Annotated in this window: 19 protein-coding genes and 1 pseudogene; 12 read left to right on the top strand and 8 right to left on the bottom strand. The window is 71.4% G+C overall.

Annotated features, from left to right (window positions below; translation table 11 throughout):
- Positions 1–82 precede the first annotated feature (82 nt).
- Together E1267_RS16560 and E1267_RS16555 are read left to right on the top strand one after the other, a co-directional pair.
- Positions 83–739 (top strand): TetR/AcrR family transcriptional regulator, encoded by a 657-nt coding sequence (locus tag E1267_RS16560; protein ID WP_132333459.1) that lies wholly within the window; start codon positions 83–85, stop codon positions 737–739.
- A 142-nt stretch (positions 740–881) separates the two neighbouring features.
- Positions 882–1,355, top strand: a complete 474-nt coding sequence (locus E1267_RS16555; RefSeq protein ID WP_220449517.1) for a GNAT family N-acetyltransferase — start codon at positions 882–884, stop codon at positions 1,353–1,355.
- Positions 1,356–1,538: 183 nt separating this feature from the next.
- On the opposite strand, the pseudogene E1267_RS47895 reads toward E1267_RS16555, so the two are convergent.
- Together E1267_RS47895 and E1267_RS16545 are read right to left on the bottom strand one after the other, a co-directional pair.
- Positions 1,539–1,712 (bottom strand): annotated as a pseudogene (locus tag E1267_RS47895) (DNA glycosylase AlkZ-like family protein); the annotation flags it as partial.
- A gap of 158 nt (positions 1,713–1,870) precedes the next feature.
- Positions 1,871–3,301, bottom strand: coding sequence for a WS/DGAT/MGAT family O-acyltransferase (locus E1267_RS16545; protein ID WP_132333454.1), 1,431 nt, complete (start codon positions 3,299–3,301; stop codon positions 1,871–1,873).
- A 212-nt stretch (positions 3,302–3,513) separates the two neighbouring features.
- Here E1267_RS16545 and E1267_RS16540 point away from each other — a divergent pair, with 212 nt between their 5' ends.
- From E1267_RS16540 to E1267_RS16530, 3 genes are read left to right on the top strand one after another with little or no spacing between them, the layout of a single operon-like run.
- Positions 3,514–4,692, top strand: a complete 1,179-nt coding sequence (locus E1267_RS16540) for a cysteine desulfurase-like protein (protein ID WP_132333452.1) — start codon at positions 3,514–3,516, stop codon at positions 4,690–4,692.
- A 57-nt stretch (positions 4,693–4,749) separates the two neighbouring features.
- Positions 4,750–6,405, top strand: coding sequence for an acetolactate synthase large subunit (locus E1267_RS16535; RefSeq protein ID WP_132333450.1), 1,656 nt, complete (start codon positions 4,750–4,752; stop codon positions 6,403–6,405).
- Positions 6,406–6,454: 49 nt separating this feature from the next.
- Positions 6,455–7,426: a tyrosine-type recombinase/integrase gene (locus E1267_RS16530; RefSeq protein WP_132333448.1), complete on the top strand. Its 972-nt coding sequence runs from the start codon at positions 6,455–6,457 to the stop codon at positions 7,424–7,426.
- A gap of 28 nt (positions 7,427–7,454) precedes the next feature.
- On the opposite strand, the gene E1267_RS16525 is transcribed toward E1267_RS16530, so the two are convergent.
- Positions 7,455–9,068, bottom strand: coding sequence for a SulP family inorganic anion transporter (locus E1267_RS16525; protein ID WP_132333488.1), 1,614 nt, complete (start codon positions 9,066–9,068; stop codon positions 7,455–7,457).
- 557 nt (positions 9,069–9,625) lie between these two features.
- Between E1267_RS16525 and E1267_RS16520 the strand changes: the two genes are divergently transcribed.
- From E1267_RS16520 to E1267_RS16505, 4 genes are all read left to right on the top strand, one after another.
- Positions 9,626–9,928: a hypothetical protein gene (locus E1267_RS16520; protein ID WP_220449516.1), complete on the top strand. Its 303-nt coding sequence runs from the start codon at positions 9,626–9,628 to the stop codon at positions 9,926–9,928.
- A gap of 87 nt (positions 9,929–10,015) precedes the next feature.
- Positions 10,016–10,612: an NUDIX hydrolase gene (locus E1267_RS16515; RefSeq protein WP_132333447.1), complete on the top strand. Its 597-nt coding sequence runs from the start codon at positions 10,016–10,018 to the stop codon at positions 10,610–10,612.
- Positions 10,613–10,864: 252 nt separating this feature from the next.
- A complete protein-coding gene (locus tag E1267_RS16510) occupies positions 10,865–11,527 on the top strand; it encodes a lysophospholipid acyltransferase family protein (RefSeq protein WP_246063953.1) in 663 nt (220 codons plus the stop codon).
- A gap of 65 nt (positions 11,528–11,592) precedes the next feature.
- Positions 11,593–13,167, top strand: a complete 1,575-nt coding sequence (locus tag E1267_RS16505) for a penicillin-binding transpeptidase domain-containing protein (RefSeq protein ID WP_246063951.1) — start codon at positions 11,593–11,595, stop codon at positions 13,165–13,167.
- A gap of 118 nt (positions 13,168–13,285) precedes the next feature.
- Here E1267_RS16505 and E1267_RS16500 read toward each other — a convergent pair whose 3' ends face one another.
- The 3 genes from E1267_RS16500 to E1267_RS16490 form a co-directional block, all read right to left on the bottom strand.
- Positions 13,286–13,684 carry an alpha/beta fold hydrolase gene (locus E1267_RS16500; protein WP_132333443.1) on the bottom strand — a complete coding sequence of 133 codons (399 nt, stop codon included), beginning with the start codon at positions 13,682–13,684 and terminating at the stop codon, positions 13,286–13,288.
- An 86-nt stretch (positions 13,685–13,770) separates the two neighbouring features.
- Positions 13,771–14,496, bottom strand: coding sequence for a TetR/AcrR family transcriptional regulator (locus E1267_RS16495; protein ID WP_132333441.1), 726 nt, complete (start codon positions 14,494–14,496; stop codon positions 13,771–13,773).
- Between the two features lie 127 nt (positions 14,497–14,623).
- Positions 14,624–14,905: a DUF3040 domain-containing protein gene (locus E1267_RS16490; RefSeq protein ID WP_132333439.1), complete on the bottom strand. Its 282-nt coding sequence runs from the start codon at positions 14,903–14,905 to the stop codon at positions 14,624–14,626.
- Positions 14,906–15,039: 134 nt separating this feature from the next.
- Between E1267_RS16490 and E1267_RS16485 the strand changes: the two genes are divergently transcribed.
- The 3 genes from E1267_RS16485 to E1267_RS16475 all read left to right on the top strand — a co-directional run bounded on the left by E1267_RS16485 (position 15,040) and on the right by E1267_RS16475 (position 18,321).
- Positions 15,040–16,071 (top strand): Rv2578c family radical SAM protein, encoded by a 1,032-nt coding sequence (locus E1267_RS16485; protein ID WP_132333437.1) that lies wholly within the window; start codon positions 15,040–15,042, stop codon positions 16,069–16,071.
- A 400-nt stretch (positions 16,072–16,471) separates the two neighbouring features.
- Positions 16,472–16,594 carry a hypothetical protein gene (locus E1267_RS47235; protein WP_269128714.1) on the top strand — a complete coding sequence of 41 codons (123 nt, stop codon included), beginning with the start codon at positions 16,472–16,474 and terminating at the stop codon, positions 16,592–16,594.
- Between the two features lie 338 nt (positions 16,595–16,932).
- Positions 16,933–18,321, top strand: coding sequence for a glycosyltransferase family 4 protein (locus tag E1267_RS16475; RefSeq protein WP_132333434.1), 1,389 nt, complete (start codon positions 16,933–16,935; stop codon positions 18,319–18,321).
- On the opposite strand, the gene E1267_RS16470 is transcribed toward E1267_RS16475, so the two are convergent.
- Positions 18,302–18,586 carry a trypsin-like peptidase domain-containing protein gene (locus E1267_RS16470; RefSeq protein ID WP_220449515.1) on the bottom strand — a complete coding sequence of 95 codons (285 nt, stop codon included), beginning with the start codon at positions 18,584–18,586 and terminating at the stop codon, positions 18,302–18,304. The two genes, E1267_RS16475 and E1267_RS16470, sit on opposite strands and share 20 nt — an antisense overlap.
- 36 nt (positions 18,587–18,622) lie before the next feature.
- A partial coding sequence (gene crcB / locus E1267_RS16465) for a fluoride efflux transporter CrcB (RefSeq protein WP_246063949.1) occupies positions 18,623–18,970 on the bottom strand: 348 nt, incomplete at its 5' end.

The raw sequence follows: 18,970 nt of genomic DNA, 5'->3' as shown, positions 1-18,970 counted from the left end.
CCGCGCCCAACATTAGGTCTCTACCTCTATTGGATCAACCTAAATGTGGGTCCAGCCTAAAAATCTGTGGGAGACTGCGGCTATGAGCATCGACACCTTGGGTTTGAGGGAACAGAAGAAGCGCGAGACCAGGCAGGCCATCTCTGGCCACGCTACCCAACTGTTCCTGAAACGTGGCTTCGACCGCACGACGATCGCCGACATCGCCGGCGCCGCCAGGGTGGCCAAGATGACCGTCACGAATTACTTCCCCCGTAAAGAGGATCTAGCCCTGGACCACCACGAGGCGTTCGCGGCGGGCCTGGCCGAGGCGGTCGCCCGGCGCCCACCTGGGGAATCGGCGCTGGGCGCGGTACGTCGAGCATATGCGCAGGCGCTGGAGCAGCGTGACCCCGTCATCGGCTTCACCGGGCGCGACTTCGCCCGGATGATCGCCGACAGCCCGACCCTCGTCGCCCGGCTGCGCGACCTGCACGGCCAACGGGAAGAGGCCCTCGCCAGGCTGCTCGCCGCCGAGTGCGGGGAAAGCCCGGCCGAGGACGACGCCGAAGGCCGCGCGGTCGTCGCGCGGGCGGTCGCGGCGCAACTGGCGGCGGCCGACCGGCTGCTCTTCCGCGAGTTGCAGAGCCGCGTGCTGGCCGGGCAGGACGAGGACGCGGTCGCCGCGGCGCTCGCCCAGACCGCGCGGCGCGTCTTCGACCTCCTCGAACCCGCGATCGGCGGCTACGCCGTCCGCTGAGCGCGCGGCCCCTCCTGGCGGACGGAATGCGGGCGCCATGTCCGCCATCCGAGCCGCGCATGCTAGTTTTACCTTCCCGGCCGGAGGTTGCTCCCGGCCGGAAGCTGCTTGTATGACTTGTCTTCATGCGACCGTGCGGCCCGTGAGCGCCGCCGACCATCCCGCCCTCGAACGGCTCTGGCTGATGTTCCGCCACGACATGGCGGAGTTCCAGGGCGGGCTGCCCAGCCCCGACGCCACCTACCACAGCGGACGGCTGCGTTCGGCGATCGAGGACGACGACTGGGCGGCCTACCTGTTCACCAGCGGCGACCGTCCGCTCGGGTTCGCTCTGGTGCGCGCGCTGTCCGGCCCCGCCCGGGTGTTGAACAGCTTCTTCGTGGTGCGCGGCGCGCGCCGTTCCGGGATCGGGACGACCGTCGTACGCGAGGTGATCTCACGGCACCCCGGCCCCTGGGAGATCGCCTTCCAGGACGCCAACGCGGCGGCCGCCGCGTTCTGGCGGCGCGTCGCCACCCACGCCGCCGGCGACGCCTGGACCGAGGAGCGCCGGCCCGTCCCGACCCGGCCCGACGCTCCCCCCGACGTGTGGATCTCCTTCACCACCGCCCGCTGACCTCCGGCGCGACGCCCGCCAGGGCAGGAACCGTACGGGCGCGGGCACGTCCTCCGCGGCGAGCGGGGCGTCGGGAAGGTCGTAGAGGACGCGGCCGTCGGTGTCCTGATAGGTCCGCGGCGGGTGCTCGCGGGTGAGCTCCGCCGGTTCCTCCAGATCCGCCCCCTGGGTCGCGCGTCCGAAGGAGGCCTGCCTGACCCGGGTGAGGATCGCCTGGGTCAGCGGGCGGATCCAGGCGTAGTCGCCCGCCAGCGCCAGGTGCTGGGTGCCGCGCAGCAGCGATCCCCGCACCACCTGCCTGCCGTACAGCAGGCAGGACAGGTCGTCCTGGGTGAAGGCGGCCAGGCGCGTCCACAATCCGGAGGTACGGCGCGTCGATCTCCTGCCCCTGCACCGCGACGAGCCGTTCGATGGCCTCGGCCGGCGACAGGGCTGCCCGGCGGAGCAGGAGCTGGCGGTCGGGCGTGGTGCGGTTGAGCACCCGGCGGTTCAGGATCATGGGCCGACCGCAGGCGCTATCGCGGCGCGTCTGCTTCCGCGTTGCGCAGCTCGCTGAGGGCGTCGCGCAGGTGCCCGGCGAGTTCCCAGGCGTCGGGCACCATCGCGCGGTCGGTGATGACGCCGATGTCGAGTGAGCCGTCGTAGGAGAAGGCGGTGATGTTGACGCCGCCGCTCACGTCCGAGATGACCGAAACCGGATAGTGGTGCAGCAGCCGGGCGCCGCACACGTACAGGGGGAACTGCGGTCCCGGCACGTTGGAGACGATCAGGTTGATCGGCGGGGCGGCCTGCCCGAGCAGCGCGAACGCCGAGCGTGAGGCCAGTCCCATGAGCGCGGCGGGCATCGACTCGCTGAACTCGCGCAGCCACCGCGCGGACGCCGGCGAGAAGCGGTCCTTGAGCCGCCGCATGGCCTGCCGTACGTGCTGCAGCCGCTCGGCGGGGTCGGCGACGTGCACGGCCAGCGGGGCCGTCATGATCGTCACCTGGTTGCCCGGCCCCTCGGCGCCCGCGTCCCGCAGCGAGAACGGCACCCCCGCCACCAGCGGCTGGGCGGGGACGCCTCCGTGCGCGGCCAGCCACCTGCGCAGCGCTCCCGCGCACACGGCCATGACCACGTCGTTGACGGTGACGCCGAACGCCTTGCGCACCCTCTTGAGCTCGTCCAACGGCAGCGACACGTACGCGAAGCGCCGGTGCTCCGACACGGGACCGCTGAAGGGGGTCCTGGGCGCGGGCAACGTCGGCAGGTCGGGGACCTGCCGGGAGCCGGCCAGCGTACGGGCCAGCCCGGAGACGAACCGGGCGCCGGGCAGGGAGGACACGACGGGGATCTCGTCCAGGTAGGGGACGGCCATGGACGCGAACCGCACGGCGTGGGCGGGGTTGCCGGCCAGCCTGGCCAGGCCGCGCACCAGCATCTCCGCCTGCCCGGGAGGCGGGGAGTCGCGTTCGGGCTCGGCCTCGGGCGGCGGCGCGGGCCGGGGGCGGGTGTCGAGCAGCGCGGCCAGCACGTCGGCGCCGCCCACGCCGTCCACGGCCGCGTGATGGATCTTGGTGTAGAGGCCCATGCGGCCGCCGGCCAGCCCGTGGACGAGGTAGATCTCCCACAGCGGCCGGCGCCGGTCGAGGCGGCGGGCGTGCAGCCGCGAGACCTGCTCGGCGAGCTGCCGCTCGTCGCCCGGAGGTGGCAGGCCGATCTCGCGCACGTGGTAGTCGAGGTCGAGGTCGTCCTCCTGGATCCAGTACGGGTGGTCGAGCCCGAGCGGCACCGGGGCCAGCTTGCGGCGCAGCGCGGGCACGTACGGGAGCCGCTGTTCGAGAAGGTCCTGCAGGTCGGCGCGGTTCAGGTCGCCGTCGAGGATGGCCAGTCCCGCGATGTTGGCGACGTTGGTGGCCGTCTCGAAGTGGAGGAACTGCGCGTCCAGGGCGGTCAGCTGGGGCATCCGTCACACCTCCGCCCGGACCGGTGCCTCGGCACGCCGTCCGGCTCCCTTCCCATGAGCTCCGCGAACCTCCCGTGCTCCCGCTCCTACCCGGCGTGACCCGCTTGAGGCCCCACCCGCACGTCGGTGCGTTCTTCGCATGACAGGGCAAGAAGGTGCTGGCGCGTCGGCACGGCACGATTGAGGCCTCCGAGGATGAGCATCTACATACCATGCCTTTCCCTATTAATACGGTACGCGCCACCTATCCCGCACTCTCCGACGGCTACGCCTATCTTGACGGAGCCGCAGGCACGCAGACGCCGCAATCGGTGATCGACGCCATCTCCACCGCATACCGGACCGGGATCGGCAACGTCGGCGGCGCCTTCCCGGCCAGCCACCGCTCCGACGCCATCGTCGCCGCCTGCCGCGCCGCGCTGGCCGACCTGGTCGGCGGCCACCCGGACGGCGTCATCCTCGGCCCGAACATGACCACGCTCACCTACCGCCTGGCCAGAGCCATCGCCGGCCCCGGCGACGAGGTCGTGCTGTCCAGACTCGACCACGACGCCAACGTGCGCCCCTGGGCCCAGACCGGCGCCACCGTACGCTGGGCCGAGGTGGACCCGGTCACCGGGGAGCTGCCGGTCGAGCAGTACGAGAGCCTCATCGGCGAGCGCACCAAGGTCGTGGCGGTGACGGCGGCCAGCAACATCCTCGGCACCCGCCCCGACGTGGCCGCCATCGCGGAGCTGGCGCACCGGGCGGGCGCGCTGACGTACGTTGACGGCGTGCACGCCACCCCGCACGGCCCCGTGGACATGCGCGCTATGGGCGCCGACTTCTACGCCACCAGCGCGTACAAGTGGTCGGGCCCGCACGTCGGCGCCGTGGTGGCCGACCCGGCGCTGCTGGAGAGCATCAGACCGGACAAGCTGGCCTCCGCGCCCGACACGGTGCCGGAGCGGTTCGAGACGGGCACGGCCGCGTTCGCCGACCTGGACGGGGTGACCGCGGCCGTGGACCACATGGCCGCCATGGTCCCCGGCACGGGCAGCCGCCGCGAGCGCCTGCTCACCTCGATGGCCGCGGCCGAGGAGCACGAGCTGGCCCTGTTCCAGGTGCTGATCGAGGGGCTGGAGACGATGCCGCACGTCATGGTGTACGGCAAGCCCGCCAGGCGCACCGCCACCGCCTACTTCAACGTGGCCGGGCACACCCCGCGACGAGTGGCCGAGCACCTGGCCAAGCTCGGCGTGAACGTCTGGAACGGCCACAACTACGCCTGGGAGCTGACCGGCGTGCTCGGCATCCGCGACTCGGGCGGCGCGGTGCGGGCGGGCCTGGTGCACTACAACGACCGCTCCGACGTCGACCGGCTGCTCGAAGGGGTGGCCAGGCTGGAATGAACCGGGGCTCATCCGTGCTGTGAGGGACGCAGTCTTCGATGGAAAGAGGCGTTTCCCATGTCCCGGCAGGCCGTCGCCGCCCGGCTGATCGTTCAGGCTCTGGAGGCGGAAGGCGTCGAATACGTCTTCGGCATCCCCGGTGAGGAGAACATCCACTTCGTCGACGCCCTCCACGACTCGTCCATCCGTTACGTCCTCGTTCGTCACGAGCAGGCCGCGGCGTTCATGGCGGAGATCTACGGCAGGCTGACCGGCAAGCCCGGCGTGGCGTCGGCCACGCTCGGTCCCGGCGCGATCAACCTGCAGCTCGGTGTGGCCGACGCCACCACCAACAGCACGCCGGTGGTGGCGATCACCGCCCAGGTGGGCCTCGACCGCATCTACAAGGAGTCGCACCAGGTGGTCGACCTGGTCTCGCTGTTCAGGCCGATCACCAAGTGGGCCGAGCTGGCGCCGTCACCGCAGGCGCTGCCCGAGATGATCCGCAAGGCGTTCAAGACCGCGCGGACCGAGCGGCCCGGCGCCGTCTACCTGGCGATCCCCGAGGACGTCGAGTCGGCGCCGATCCCCGAGGGGCTGGCGCCGCTCCCGGTCAACGTCGTACGCCCGCAGGACCCCTCGGCCTCCCAGATCGCCCGCGCCGCCGAGGTGCTGGAGGGCGCCCGCAGGCCCGTCGTGCTGGCCGGCCACGGCGCGACCAGGGCGGGCGCCTCGCAGGCGCTGGTGCGCTTCTCCGAACGGCTCGGGCTGCCGGTGGCCACCACGTTCAACGGCAAGGGTGTCTTCCCCGACGACCACCGGCACGCGCTGGGCGCGGTGGGGTTCATGCGCCACGACTACGTGAACTTCGGCTTCGATGAGGCCGACGTGCTCATCAGCGTCGGGTACGAGCTGCAGGAGTTCGACCCCGTCAAGATCAACCCGTTGCGCGACAAGGAGATCATCCACATTCACCGGTTCCCGGCCGAGGTCGACGACCACTACCCCGTGGCGGTCGGGGTGCACGGCGACGTCTCACGCTCGCTGGACGCGCTCGGCGACGCGGTACAACGCCGGTTCGAGATGAACGGCACCGGCGAGAAGATCCGCAGCATGCTCGCCGAGGAGCTCGCGCAGGGGCGTTCCGAGAGCGCATTCCCGCTGTCCCCGCGCCGGATCGTGGCCGACATCCGCGAGGCCATGGGCCGCGACGACATCGTGCTGGCCGACACCGGCGCGGTGAAGATGTGGATGGCCCGCATGTACCCGACCTACGAGCCCAACACGATGCTGGTCTCCAACGGGCTGTCGTCCATGGGCTTCGCGGTGCCGGGCGCGCTGGCGGCCAAGCTGGCCCGTCCCGAGCGCAGGGTGCTGGCGGCGACCGGCGACGGGGCGTTCCTGATGAACTCCCAGGAGCTGGAGACCGCCGTGCGCGAGCGGATCCCGTTCGTGGTGCTGGTGTGGGTGGACGACGCCTACGGGCTGATCGAGTGGAAGATGGATCTGGAGCTCGGGCGCGACTCCCATGTCGCGTTCGGCAACCCCGACTTCGTCGCCTACGCCGAGAGCTTCGGAGCCCGCGGCCACCGCGTGACCAGCGCCGCCGAGCTGCTGCCCACGCTGCGCAAGGCGCTGGCCGACGACGTCGTGTCGGTGATCGCGGTGCCCGTCGACTACGCGGCCAACCTGCAGCTGACCGACAAGCTGGGTGAGCTCACCGGCCCCTTCTGAGGGCCACGACGCCACCTGGGACGGGCTGCGGGGCCGTAAGATCGGCCCGGTGAGCCTGCCCGCCGTGTCCGAAGCCGCCGCGCCGCCGGTCGAGCCGGCGCGCGACCCCTACCACGTCTATCTCGACTCGCTCACCAGCCCCGAGTCGCGCCGCACCATGCGCGGCTGCCTCGACCGGCTGGCCCGGCTGCTCACCGGCGACGACAGCGCCACGGGCGCGGGCCAGCCGTGGCACCTGCTGCGTTACGAGCACACTGTCCGCATCCGCACGATGCTCACCGACCAGGGCTGGTCGGCGGCGTACGTCAACAAGCACCTGGTGGCGTTGCGACGGGTGCTGAAGGAGGCCTGGCGGCTCGGGCAGACCAGCGCCGAGGACTTCGCCCGCGCCTCCGACCTCGCCCCCGTACGCCAGAGCCGCCTGCCCACGGGCCACCACGTGCCGCCCGAAGTGGTCGGGGCGGCCCTGTCGGCATGCGACGACTCCCCCGCCGGGGTGCGCGACGCGGCGCTGATCGCCGTCCTTTACTCCACCGGCTGCCGCCGGGCCGAGCTGGCCGGTCTGGCCCTCGCTGACTACGATCCCGGCGCCCGGTCGCTGCGGGTGCGCGGCAAACGCGACAAGGAACGGCTGGTCTATCTGACGGCGGAGGCGATCGGGCTGGTCGAGCGGTGGCTCGCGATCCGCGGCACCGCTCCAGGCGCGCTGTTCAGCCCGATCAGCAAGTACGGCACCCTGCGGCGGCGCGACGGCCGGCCGGTGCGGCTGACCGGGCAGGGCATCGCCGACATCCTGACCCGCCGTTTCGGGGAGGCGGGCGCGTCCCGGCGCACGGCCCACGATTTCCGCCGTACGTTCATCGGCGAGCTGCTGGACGCCGGGGTGGACCTGGCGACGGCCCAGGCACTGGTGGGCCACTCCTCCCCCGCCACGACGGCCCGCTACGACCGCCGCCCGGAGAAGACCCGCCGCGACGCCGTTGACCGCCTTCGCCTGCCCCCCGCCCGCCCGCTCGGCTGACCGGCGGTCCGCGCGACCGTGGGCGGGCTCAGCCGGCCAGGCCGGGCAGGACACCGGTGTGGTGGAGGCGGTCACGGGCGGCCGTGATGGCCTCGCCGGTCGTGGGGAACACCTGGCCGGCGCGGGTCAGGCGGCCGGCCACCCCGAGTGCCTCCAGCGGCTGGTGGTGCCGGTCGGGGATGCCGGAGACGTACACCATGATGCCGCGGCGCTCGAGCTGTTCGATGGCGTCGGCGAGGGCGAGCGCCCCGCTGGCGTCGATGGTGGTGACGCGGGACATGCGCAGCACCACCACGGACACGCCGCTCACCTCGGAGAGGGCCAGCAGGAAGCGGTGGGCCGCCGCGAAGAACAGCGGCCCGTCGAGGCGGTAGGTGACGATGTGCTCGGTGAGCAGGGCGTGCTCGTCCACGGGGTGCAGGTCGTGGCGGAGCGGCTCCTGGTGCAGGCGCGCGTTCCTGGCGACGGCCCGCAGGGCCAGCGCCCCGGCCACGACCAGGCCGAGGACGACGGCCACCACCAGGTCGAGCGCGAGCGTGGCGACGGCGGTCAGCACGAGGACCACGGCGTCGCCGCGGGTGGAGCGGACCATGGCCCTGAGCGCCCCGACCTCCACCATGCGGATCGCCGTGGCGACCAGCACGCCGGCCAGCGCGGCCAGCGGGATGCCCGACACGAGCCCGGCCGCGCAGTAGACGATGAGGGCGAGGACGGCCGCGTGCGCCAGCGCCGCCAGCCGCGACCGGGCGCCCGCCCGGACGTTGACCACGGTGCGGGCGATCGCGCCCGTGGCGGGGATCCCGCCGAACAGCGGGGCGACGAGGTTGGCCAGGCCCTGGCCGAACAGCTCCCTGTCGGGGTCGTGCCGGTGGGCGCCGCTCATGCCGTCGGCGACGGCGGCCGACAGCAGGGTCGACAGCGCCGCCAGGGCGGCCACCGCGACGGCGGGCGCGGCGAGGGACGGCAGCGTCCCGGGGGCGAGGAACTCCAGCGACGGCGTTGGCAGCCCGGCCGGCAGGTCGCCGATCCTGGCCAGCGGCAGCTCGGCCAGCTCGGCGACGACGGTGGCGGCGGCCACGGCCGGCAGCGAGAACGGCACGGCGGGCCGCAGGCTCGCGCCCACGATGAGCACCGCGGCGACCGCCACGGTGACGCACATGGCCCACCAGTGAGGTTCCGCGAGGAACTGCGCCAGGGCCTGCCAGGCGGCGACGACGACGGTCGCACCGCCCTCGGCGGGCACGCCGAGGGCGTGGGGGATCTGCTGCAGGCCGATGACGAGGGCGATGCCGACGGTGAAACCCGCCACGACGGGGGCGGGCACGAGGGCGATGTACCTGCCCGCGCGCGACAGGGCCAGGGCGATCAGCAGCACGCCGGACATCAGGCCGACCGTCAGCACGCCTGGCATGCCGTACGCGTGAATGATCGGCACGAGCACCACCGTCATCGCCCCGGTCGGCCCGGTCACCTGCACGCCGGACCCGCCGAACAGCGCGGCCAGCGCTCCGGCGACCACGGCGGTGGCCAGGCCCGCCGCCGCGCCGGCTCCTGAGGAGATGCCGAACCCGAGCGCCAGCGGCAGCGCCACGACGGCCACCGTGAGGCCGGCGAGGAGGTCACGACGGGGGCTGCGGCCCATGGCGGCCAGCGCGGCGCGCTCGGGCAGGACGGAACGCGCCCGCGCCCATCCGCGGGACCACACTCCGCCTGTCACCGGCCGTCACCGTCCGACCTGTTTCCGTAGCCGACGGTGGGCAGGGGGAATCCGCTCACAAATCAGTCCTTTCAGGTAAGAGCCCGGCTCGCGACATCCCGCATCGCCTCGACGCCGCACAAGGTCAAGGGGCGGCCATGATATCTACCAGAAACCATTCTCACCTGCGAGGACGTCGGCGTTCTTGCGGAGTTCGCCGGGCGTCAAACCATGCCATTGCTTGAAAGCCAGGTGAAATCCAACCGTCGACTGATAGCCGACGCGCCGCGCGATCCGGCTGTGCGGGAGGGCGCAGCTTCCCCGCTCGCCCGTCACGCCCCACGGCGCGCGGGCCGTCCAGCGGCTCCGGAACACCCCGCGCAGGCGGAGCGGCCCCAGCAGCCTCCAGCTCTGCCGAAAGGTGACCGTTCCGGTTCACCGGCTCGACAGAGCCTCCTCTCCGAGGTGTGATGTGGTTCACGCCTCGGAGAGGAGGCAGCGCAGTGACCGCTCCCCCTGACCCGCCCCACGGCGACGGACCCCCTGCCGGATGGTCCCAGCCGCCGCCCTACCCACAGCCGCCCCAGCAGCGGCGGCCGGCCGACCAGGTGCTGTCGATCATCGGCTTCGTCTGCGCCGCGGTGGCCGTGCTGTTCATCCCGATCGTGTTCGGCCTGGCCGGCATCGTGCTGGGCATCGTCGGGCACTCGCGCGGCGAGTCCCTGGGCAAGTGGGCCGCCGTCGCCGGCGGAGTGGGGATGATCGTCGGCTTCGTGCTCGGCTACCTGCTCGTGAGCGGCTCGTGAGCGGCTCGTACGCCTGACGCCGGCGACGTCCCCTGCCCCTCGGCCGCGGTCCCGCGCGCCTCACACGCGCCGTGAGATCCTGGTGGCGTGCTGTCGCCCATTGACGTGCTGCGCGAGCAGATCATCGCCCATCTGGCCGCCTTCGACCGCAGGCAGGTGCCGCCGGTCGGCGGGGTGCGCAGGGCCGCCGTCACCGTGTGCGTGCTGGAGGACGCCGAGCGCCACCCGTACACGATCCTGATCAGGCGGGCGCCGCACGGCCGCAACCCCGGGCAGTGGGCGCTGCCCGGCGGGCGGCTCGACGACGGCGAGCGGCCGGTGGACGCGGCGCTGCGCGAACTGGCCGAGGAGACCGGCGTCACCGGGGTCGAGGTGGCCGGGCTGCTCGACGACTTCGTCACCGACTCCGGGTTCGTGATCACGCCGGTGGTGGCCTTCGGCGGGCGGCAGGAGCCGGTGGCCGACCCCCGCGAGGTGGCCTCGGTGCACGCGGTGCCGCTGGAGCGATTCCTGGCGCCGGGGGTGCCGCGTTGGAAGGGCAGGCTGCTGCAGATGCCGCTGGGCCCCTCGATCGTGATCCACGCGCCGACCGGTGCGATTTTGTGGCAGTTCGCCGAGGTGGCGCTGCGTGGCCGTGAACAGCGGGTCTTCGACGTTGCGCAACCACACTGGACCCGAACGTGACCGATTCTTTGGGGCGTATGGAATATGCGGCGCCGGATGTCCGTTAGCATCGAAAGGCCGATGTGGTCTGTGTCCCCCGGGCCGCAAATTACCGCCTTCACGGAATACCGTTCGGCTGGAGCCGTGTTGTGCACCTCGCCGAGGAGGCGACCGCCACATCGGCCTTAACAGCTTTCCAGGCGTCCCGCCCACCGGCGGGGCGCCTGCTTTATGGTGGGGTGGCTGACCGCCCGATGATCGCAGGAGAGCTCGTTGCTGTACGAAGTGGTCAAGTTCGCCGCCGCGCCACTGGCACACGCGATGTGCAGGCCGCATGTCACCGGCGCGGCGCACGTGCCGAGGAGCGGGCCCGCGATCCTGGCCGCCAACCACCTGTCGGTGCTCGACTCGTTCCTGCTGCCCGCGCTGCTGCCGCGGCACGTGACGTTCACCGCCAAGAACGAATACTTCGACGGCAACCCGGTCTCAGGGTTCTTCATGCGGCTGGGCGGGAGCCTGCCGATCGACCGCGAGAGCGCGCACGCCGCCCAGGTCATGCTCGACGAGGCCGCCGCGCTGCTGGAGCGGGGAGAGCTGTTCGGCATCCATCCCGAGGGCACCCGCTCCCCCGACGGCCGCCTCTACCGCGGCAAGGTCGGCGTGGCCTGGCTGACGCTCAAGACAGGCGCCCCCGTGCTCCCCGTGGCGCTCAGCGGCACCGAAAGGGTGCTGCCGCCCGGGACCTCGGTGCCGAGGCCGGCGCGGATCGGCATCGCCATCGGGGCGCCCATGCGCTTCGACGGCGACCACACCAAAGCACGTGACCGCCGCCGGGTGACCGATGAGATCATGGCGGCCGTCCAGAAGTTGTCGGGGCAGGAATACGTGCCGGCGTACGCGTCGAGCCTCAAGGCCGCCGCAAACGGCACACCATGAGCCGGACCGTCCGGCATCGAGGACCAGGGGGCTGACCAGTGGCGCGAGGTCGTACGATCGCGATCGTGTCCGTCGCCGCCGTGCTCGCGGTGGGGGCCGCGGGCGGGGGCGCCTACTACGTGCTGCACACCAGGGGCACGCCCGCCGAGACGGCGCAGCGCTTCGCCGCCGCCTGGCAGGCGGGCGACAAGGCCGCCATGGCGGCCGAACTGGCCGCGCCGCAGCAGTTCAGCGCGTACGACCAGCAGCGCAAGGCACTCGCCGTCGAGTCGACGGTCATCCGGCTCGGCCCGGTCACCGAGGGCGACGACCAGGCCAGCGCCCCCTACACCGCGACCCTGACGCTGAAGGACGTCGGCACCTGGGTCTACGAAGGCGAGATCGACCTCAAGGTGGCCGACCGCACCTGGAAGGTCGACTGGAAGCCCTCCACGCTGCACCCCTCGATGACCGAGGGGGCGACGTTCGAGCTGGAGGCCCACTGGCCCGAGCGCGCCGAGATCACCGACGCCGAGGGAGGGCGCATCGACACCGGCACCGTCGGCGGTTCGGTGCAGCAACTCGTCGGCTACCTCGACAAGGCCACCAAGAAGGACGTCGCCAAGCTCGGCTCCGCCTACCAACCCGGCCAGACCATCGGGCACCACGGCCTGCAGCGCACGTTCCAGAAGCAGCTGGCCGGCACGCCGTCCACGGAGATCCGGCTCGGCGGCAAGACCCTGGAGACCATCGAGGGCAAGGAAGGCAAGCCCGTACGCACGACGCTCGACCCCGAGGTGCAGGACGCCGCCGTCGACGCGGTCAAGGACATCAAGAAGCCGGCGTCGATGGTGGCGATCAAGCCGTCGAGCGGCGAGATCCTGTCCGTCGTCAACAACAAGGGCGGCTTCAACCGGGCGCTGGACGGCCGCTACGCGCCCGGCTCGACCTTCAAGGCGGTCACCGCGATCGGGCTGCTGGCCGCCGGCGTGTCGGCGCAGGACAAGGTGACCTGCCCGAAATACGCGACCGTCGGCGGGCTGAAGATCCGTAACTCCGACAAGGCGGAGTTCGGGTCGGTGTCGTTCCTCGACTCGTTCGCCCACTCGTGCAACACCACGTTCGCGCCGCTGGCCCAGCGGGAACTGGGCTCCGACAAGCTGCTGAAGGCGGCCGAGTCCGTCGGCTTCAACCAGCCGCTCAACATCGGCGTGCCCGCCACCCAGGCCAGCTTCCCCAAGGCCGAGTCCGACGCCGAACTGGCCGCGGAGTCGTTCGGGCAGGGCAGGATCACCGCGAGCCCGCTGTCGATGGCGTCGGTGGCCGCAGCCCTCGCCGACGGCACGTGGCGGCCACCGACGCTGGTGCCCGAGCTCAAGCAGAAGGTCTCCGAACGGAAACTGCCCGAGGGCGTCAAGGACCCCATGCACGAGATGATGTCCGCCGTGGTCACCAAGGGCACCGCGAAGGCGGCCGGGCTCCCCGCGGGCACGCACGGCAAGACCGGCACCGCCGAATACGGCACCGGGGAGAAGCTCGACAGCCACGCCTGGTTCATCGGGTTCAAGGACGACGTGGCGTTCGCGGTGGTCGTGGAGGGCGGTGGCGGCGGCGGGGCGGTGGCCGCCCCGGTGGCGGCCACCTTCCTCAAGGGCCTCTGAACTCACGAGCCCGCGTGCCTCACGGGCTCGCGGACCCCACGAACGTCGGGTCTCGCGGACGTGCGGGGGTTGCGGACGTGTGGGGACGCGGGATTGAGGGTTCGCGGGGTTGCCGGACTCAAGTGAGGAACGCGCGGATCTCGGGGGCCACGCGCTCCGGCCGCCCACGCCGGGCGGTGTTGGCGGTGGCGCTGTGGCCGAGGCCCGCCATCTCCACCCGCCGGGCGCGCGGCAGCACCCGTTGCAGCGCGTCGAGCGCCGTACGCAGGTAGGCGGGGCTCTTGCCGCCGCCGAGCAGCAGCACCTCGGCCCTCACCGACCTGTAAGCGAAAGGATCGCCGGCCGTGGCCGTCTCCGCCTGAACGTCGTGGTGCAGCGTCGGGGCCAGTTCGCTGAACGTCGGCTCCCCGTCCGCCCCGGCCTTCTCCTGCCCCTTCTGCGCCAGGACGGTGAGCCCCTCCAGCAGGAACCGCGGCATCCTCATGACGATCGGCGGCCCCATGCGGGTGGCCCGCATGCCGGTGACCAGCGCCGCCGTCGTGTCACCCGCGGCGAGCTTACTCGCGGAGGAGTATACGTAGGCGAGTAGGTGCTGTGAAGCCTCTAAGAGGACGAGGACGGCTCCTCGTAGTCGATGCCGAGCTTGGGAGCGAGCTCCCGCAGCCAGTCCTCGAAGACCGGCTCCAGGTCGGAGTAGGCGAAGCTCAGCTGGCCGAGCACCTCCATGCAGAGCAGGCCGTACAGCCTGATCCAGCACTCCAGGAAGACGTGCACCGCCTCCACCGGCATACCCACGCCGGACGAGTCCGCGTACAGACGCAGTTGTTCCTGGATGGACGGATGCAGCTCCCCCGGCGCCGGCACCGGGAACGGGCGCTCCTTCCACAGCTCGGCGACCTCATCGAGGAAGACCTGCTCGAAGCCGCGCCCGGCCAGCTCGCGCGGCGAGTCGGGCCGCCTCTTGCGGGTGATCGGGCTGGCGAACACCCAGCCGAACTCCGCCGGATGCATGATCGCCCAGCCGCGCAGCGCCCGGCACGCCGCCAGCAGCCGACCACCGCGCCGGTCCGGCGGACAGGAGTCGCGCGCCGCCTCCACCACGGCCGTCAGCTCGCGGAAGAAGTCGGCGGTCACCGCGCCGACCAGCTCTTCGTGCCCGGAGAAGTAGTGGTAGAGCGCCGGGCCGCTCATCCCCATCTCCCTGGCCACCGCGTTGATCGTCACGGCGGCCGGGCCGCGTTCGATGAGCAGTTTGCGGGCGACGGCGCGGATCTCCGCCAGTGTCGCCTGCCTGACCCTGTCACGCCTGCTGACGCCCTGCGCGGCCATGGTCCCCCTCCTCCTGGACACGACGGCGACATCCTAGGGCATCTACGTGTCCCTACTGCGGGTATGGGAACTTAGCGCCTCTAGTGAGGGCTCGTGATCACCCGCACCCGTGAGGAGGGCGGCAGGTTCAGAAAGCCGTGGTGAGAGCCAGAGCGGTGGCGGCGTCGAGGCGGAGCACCATGATCAGGAGGGTGGCGATGAGGGTCGCGATGAGCAGCCAGCTGATCAAAATGATCACGGTCGAGCGACGTGGTCGGCGGGCGGGGCCCGGTGGCCGGCGGGTCTTCGCCTCGCTGCGACGGACCCGCTCGTTGAACGACTCGAGCCGAGCCACGAGTCGCGGGTCGTCGTCGACGAGGCGCTGCTCGATCTCTGCCAGCATCCGCTCCTCGTCCTGCGACCAGGCCATGGGCGCACCTCCCGAACGCAAGCTCTTCAGGCGTGTTTCTGCCCAACCATGAAGATCATTAGCCGCAGCCCGACCAGGTAATTGCCACGTCTTTCCGTTTGCGATCACGCTCGAATCCTTGTTCTAATCATGGGATGCGCTGGGACAACCTGCGCCTGGCCACGCCCGGTCAGGACGATCCGGCCGTGCCGCTGTTCGCTCGCGGCGCGGTCACCCGCACGTTCGACACGCCCGAGTTCAGGGGGATGACCTTCTACGAGATCCGGGCCCGATCCATCATCAACAAGGTGCCGGGGGCCAGCCGGGTGCCGTTCGAATACACGATCAACCCCTATCGGGGGTGCAGCCACCGCTGCGTCTACTGCTTCGCCAGGAAGACGCACGAATATCTGGACATGGACGCCGGGGCCGACTTCGACTCGAAGATCGTCGTCAAGGTCAACGCCGCCGAGCTGGCCCGTAAGGAGCTGGCCGCGCCCCGGTGGGGCGCTCACCACATCGCGATGGGCACCAACGTCGACTGCTACCAGCGGGCCGAGGGCCGCTACCGGCTGATGCGCGGCATCCTGGCCGCGCTGCGCGACGCCGCCAACCCGTTCTCCATCCTCACCAAGGGCACGCTGATCCTGCGTGACCTCGACCTGCTGACCGAGGCCGCCGAGGTGACCGACGTGAGCACCGACGTCTCGGCCGGCTTCGTGGACACCGCGATGTGGCGGGCGGTCGAGGCGGGCACGCCGCACCCGCGGCGGCGGCTGGAGACGTGCGCGACCCTCAACGACAACGGCATCGCCTGCGGCGTGCTGATGGCGCCGATCCTGCCCTACCTCACCGACTCCCCCGCCCAGCTGGAGTCCACGGTCAAGGAGATCGCCGAGTCGGGCGCCACCCACATCGCGCCCATCGTGCTGCACCTGCGGCCGGGGGCGCGCGAGTGGTGGATGGAGTGGCTCTCGCGCGAGCACCCGCGGCTGGTGCCGCGCTATCGGGAGCTCTACGGCAGGGGCTCCTACGCACCCAAGGCCTACCAGGCGCGCGTGAGCGGGCTGGTCAAGGAGCTCGCCGAGCGCCACGGGGTCGGCCGTGCCGCTCCTGCCGCCGCCCGTCGCGTCCCGCCCCGGCGCCCGCCGGCCCCGGCCGGTCCCGAACAACTCCGCCTCCTGTGAGCGTCACGGCGGGCGCCGTCCCGGTCCTACGTGCTGGGGCGGTCAGCGTTTGTGACGGTCCCGGCCGGTCACCGACGTCACGGTCAGGCTCACCAGGACCGGCTACAGCGCGCCGAGACGGTCGCGGCCGACTTCCGCGGGCGTAGCTGGGCGGCGTGCTGCGCGACACCAGGAGGCAGGGATGACACGTGGGTGCTGGCGGGGCAGATCCCGGCGGCCGCGGTGCACGAGGCGGAGCAGCGGCTGCCCGGCCTGACGCACGGTGAGGGCGTGTGGTGGTCGGAGCCGTCGGGCGACCGTCCCGCCCATAGGCACTATGTCGGGTTTCGTCGTGAGTTGGGTATTAACGCCCGTGGTGCACCAATAGGGGTGCACCATGTGCGTACACGGGGGGATTCCCATGGCTGACACGAAGAAGAAACCCGCGGCCAAGACCGGCAAGTCGAAGAAGCAGGCCATCAAGACGAGCAGGCAGGTCAAGGAGACGAAGAAGGAGACCAGGAAGGCTCCTGACGAGGAGTGACCCTGACGGGGCGGCGGGCGGCAGGGGTCACCCGCCCGCCAGACCGGACACCACGAAGGACAGCCGAGGGGGACCTCGCCTCGGCTGTCCTGTCGAACCGGGGGCCGGGCGAGCGCATCGGGGCGCGAGGGCCGTCTGATCTGAAAGATCATCTGGCACAAGCCGCACATGCAACCTTAGTCACCCATCTGGCGTCTAAAGATCATAGGCGGGGAAAGCGCACAGGGGATGAACAACGTGCATTCCGCCGAGGCGGTGCAGGCCGGTGGCAAGGTGGACGTCCGTGCCACCGGCCATGTGTGTTCGGAGTTGTTCCGGTCCTAAGGGGGATTCGTCAGGTGCGCGCATTGGCCCGCAAGGGCAGGTCGGCCGTGGTCAGGCTGTATCAAGGATACGAACGGCGCCGGAGCAGGAAGGCCCCGCCACCCACGACGCGGCAGATCCGTATCCTGCTGCTGCACGCCAACGGGATGGGCGGAACCATCAGGACGGTCTTCAACCTGGCGAGCTATCTCGCCAAGGATCACGACGTCGAGATCGTGAGCATCATCAAGGAGGCCGAGCACCCGTTCTTCCCCATTGATCCGCGGGTGAAGTTCCGTCATCTGGACGACCGCCTCAAGCCCGGCCTCAACCCGTTGCGCGCGATGTTGTCGAAGCTGCCGAGCCGGCTCATCCCCAAGGGAGAGCCGGCCTACCACCGGTTCAACCTGTGGACCGACCTCGTGCTCACCCGTTACATCCGCTCGCTGGACACCGGTGTGCTCATGGGCACCCGTCCGGGGCTCAACCTCGCGATGGCCCAGTTAGCCAGGCCCGGTGTGATCACCATCGGGCAGGAGCACGTGGCACTGCGCAGCCAGGCCGAGCCGGTCCAGGAGCTCGTCAAGTGGCGTTACCGCCGCCTCGACGCCCTGGTCACCCTCACCAAGGCCGACCTGCGCGACTACAGGGAGACGCTGCCGAAGCAGCCGCGCAAGCTGGTCCGCATCCCCAACGCCGTGCCGCCGATGACGGGCGAGCCGGCGAAGCTCGACGCCAAGGTGGCCGTGGCGCTCGGGAGGATGACTCGCATCAAGGGTTTCCACCGCCTCATCACCGCCTGGCAGACCGTCGCCGCAGCCCACCCCGACTGGAAGCTGCGCATCTACGGCGCGGGGCCGCAGGAGGAGAGCCTGGCCCAGCAGGTGGAGGAGCTGGGCCTGCAGGGCTCCGTGGAGTTGCCGGGGCCCACCTCCGACGTGGGTGCGGCGCTGGAGCAGGCGTCGATCTACGTGCTCAGTTCCCGCCACGAGGGTTTCCCGATGACCATCCTGGAGGCCATGGCCAAGGGGCTGGCCATCGTGAGCTTCAACAGCCCGCACGGGCCCAAGGAGATGATCACGCACGAGGGCGACGGGCTGCTGGTCAAGCCGCGTACGAACGCCAACCTGGCCTCCTCGATCATTCGCGTCATCGAGGACGAGAAACTGCGGCGGGACCTGGGCGCGCGTGCGCTGGAGACGGCGCGCGGCTACGATCCCGACGTCATCGGTCAGAAGTGGGACAAGCTGCTGGCGGGCCTGCTGGCCCGCCGCTCCGGAACACGCGCGCGCCGGAGCCCGGCCTCCACGAACGCCGCCCAGGACTCCCGGCGCGACGCGGAGACCGCCGTCGCGGCAGGGGACGAAACCGGGCCGGTGCACGCCCGGCCGGCGCCGGTCGAGGTCAGACCTCAGAGCCCGTGATCTCGACCGGCTCGGCGATGACGTCCCGAGAGGGTTGGCGACGGCAACCACGAGCTGCCGGACGACGGGGCTCGTCGCTGTCGCCCAGGTCGGCGGGCTCGGGCGTGGCCGTCTGCGCCCTGATCATCGCGAGGTCGGACAGCGGGTCGCGGCCGACGACGGTGAAGCCTCCCGACGTGCAGCCGGCGAACGCGACGGTGCCGGACCGGGAGGAGCCGACCACGTGCGCGTTGGTCAGCAGGAAACCGTCGGCGGTGAACACCACCGCCGAGCCGCTGCCCCTGCCGGCTCAGGAGCACGCTCAGACGGCCTGCGCCAGGGCCACGCCGCAGTAGGCCGCGCCCAGGCCGGCCAGCACCCCGGCCAGCGCGTTGGCCACCGCGTGGAAGCGCACCCCCTCCTCCACGAGCCGGACCGTCTCGTACCCCAGGGTCGAGTACGTCGTCAGCGCCCCGCAGAACCCCGTACCGGCCAGTGCCATCACCTCGTCACCCGCGGGCAGGCCGGCCAGGAACCCCAGCAGCAACGACCCGGCCACGTTGACCGTCAGCGTCCCCCACGGGAAGACCGTGTCGTGGCGTGCCTGCACCGCCCGGTCCACCAGGTAACGCAGCGGCGCCCCCACCGCCGCCCCCAGGACGATCAGCAG

Origin of the sequence: Nonomuraea longispora, from assembly GCF_004348345.1 — a bacterium.
GTDB classification, from domain to species: domain Bacteria; phylum Actinomycetota; class Actinomycetes; order Streptosporangiales; family Streptosporangiaceae; genus Nonomuraea; species Nonomuraea longispora.
The sequence above is the reverse complement of the archived record's forward strand: the minus strand, read 5'-3'. Positions and strand labels throughout refer to the sequence as shown.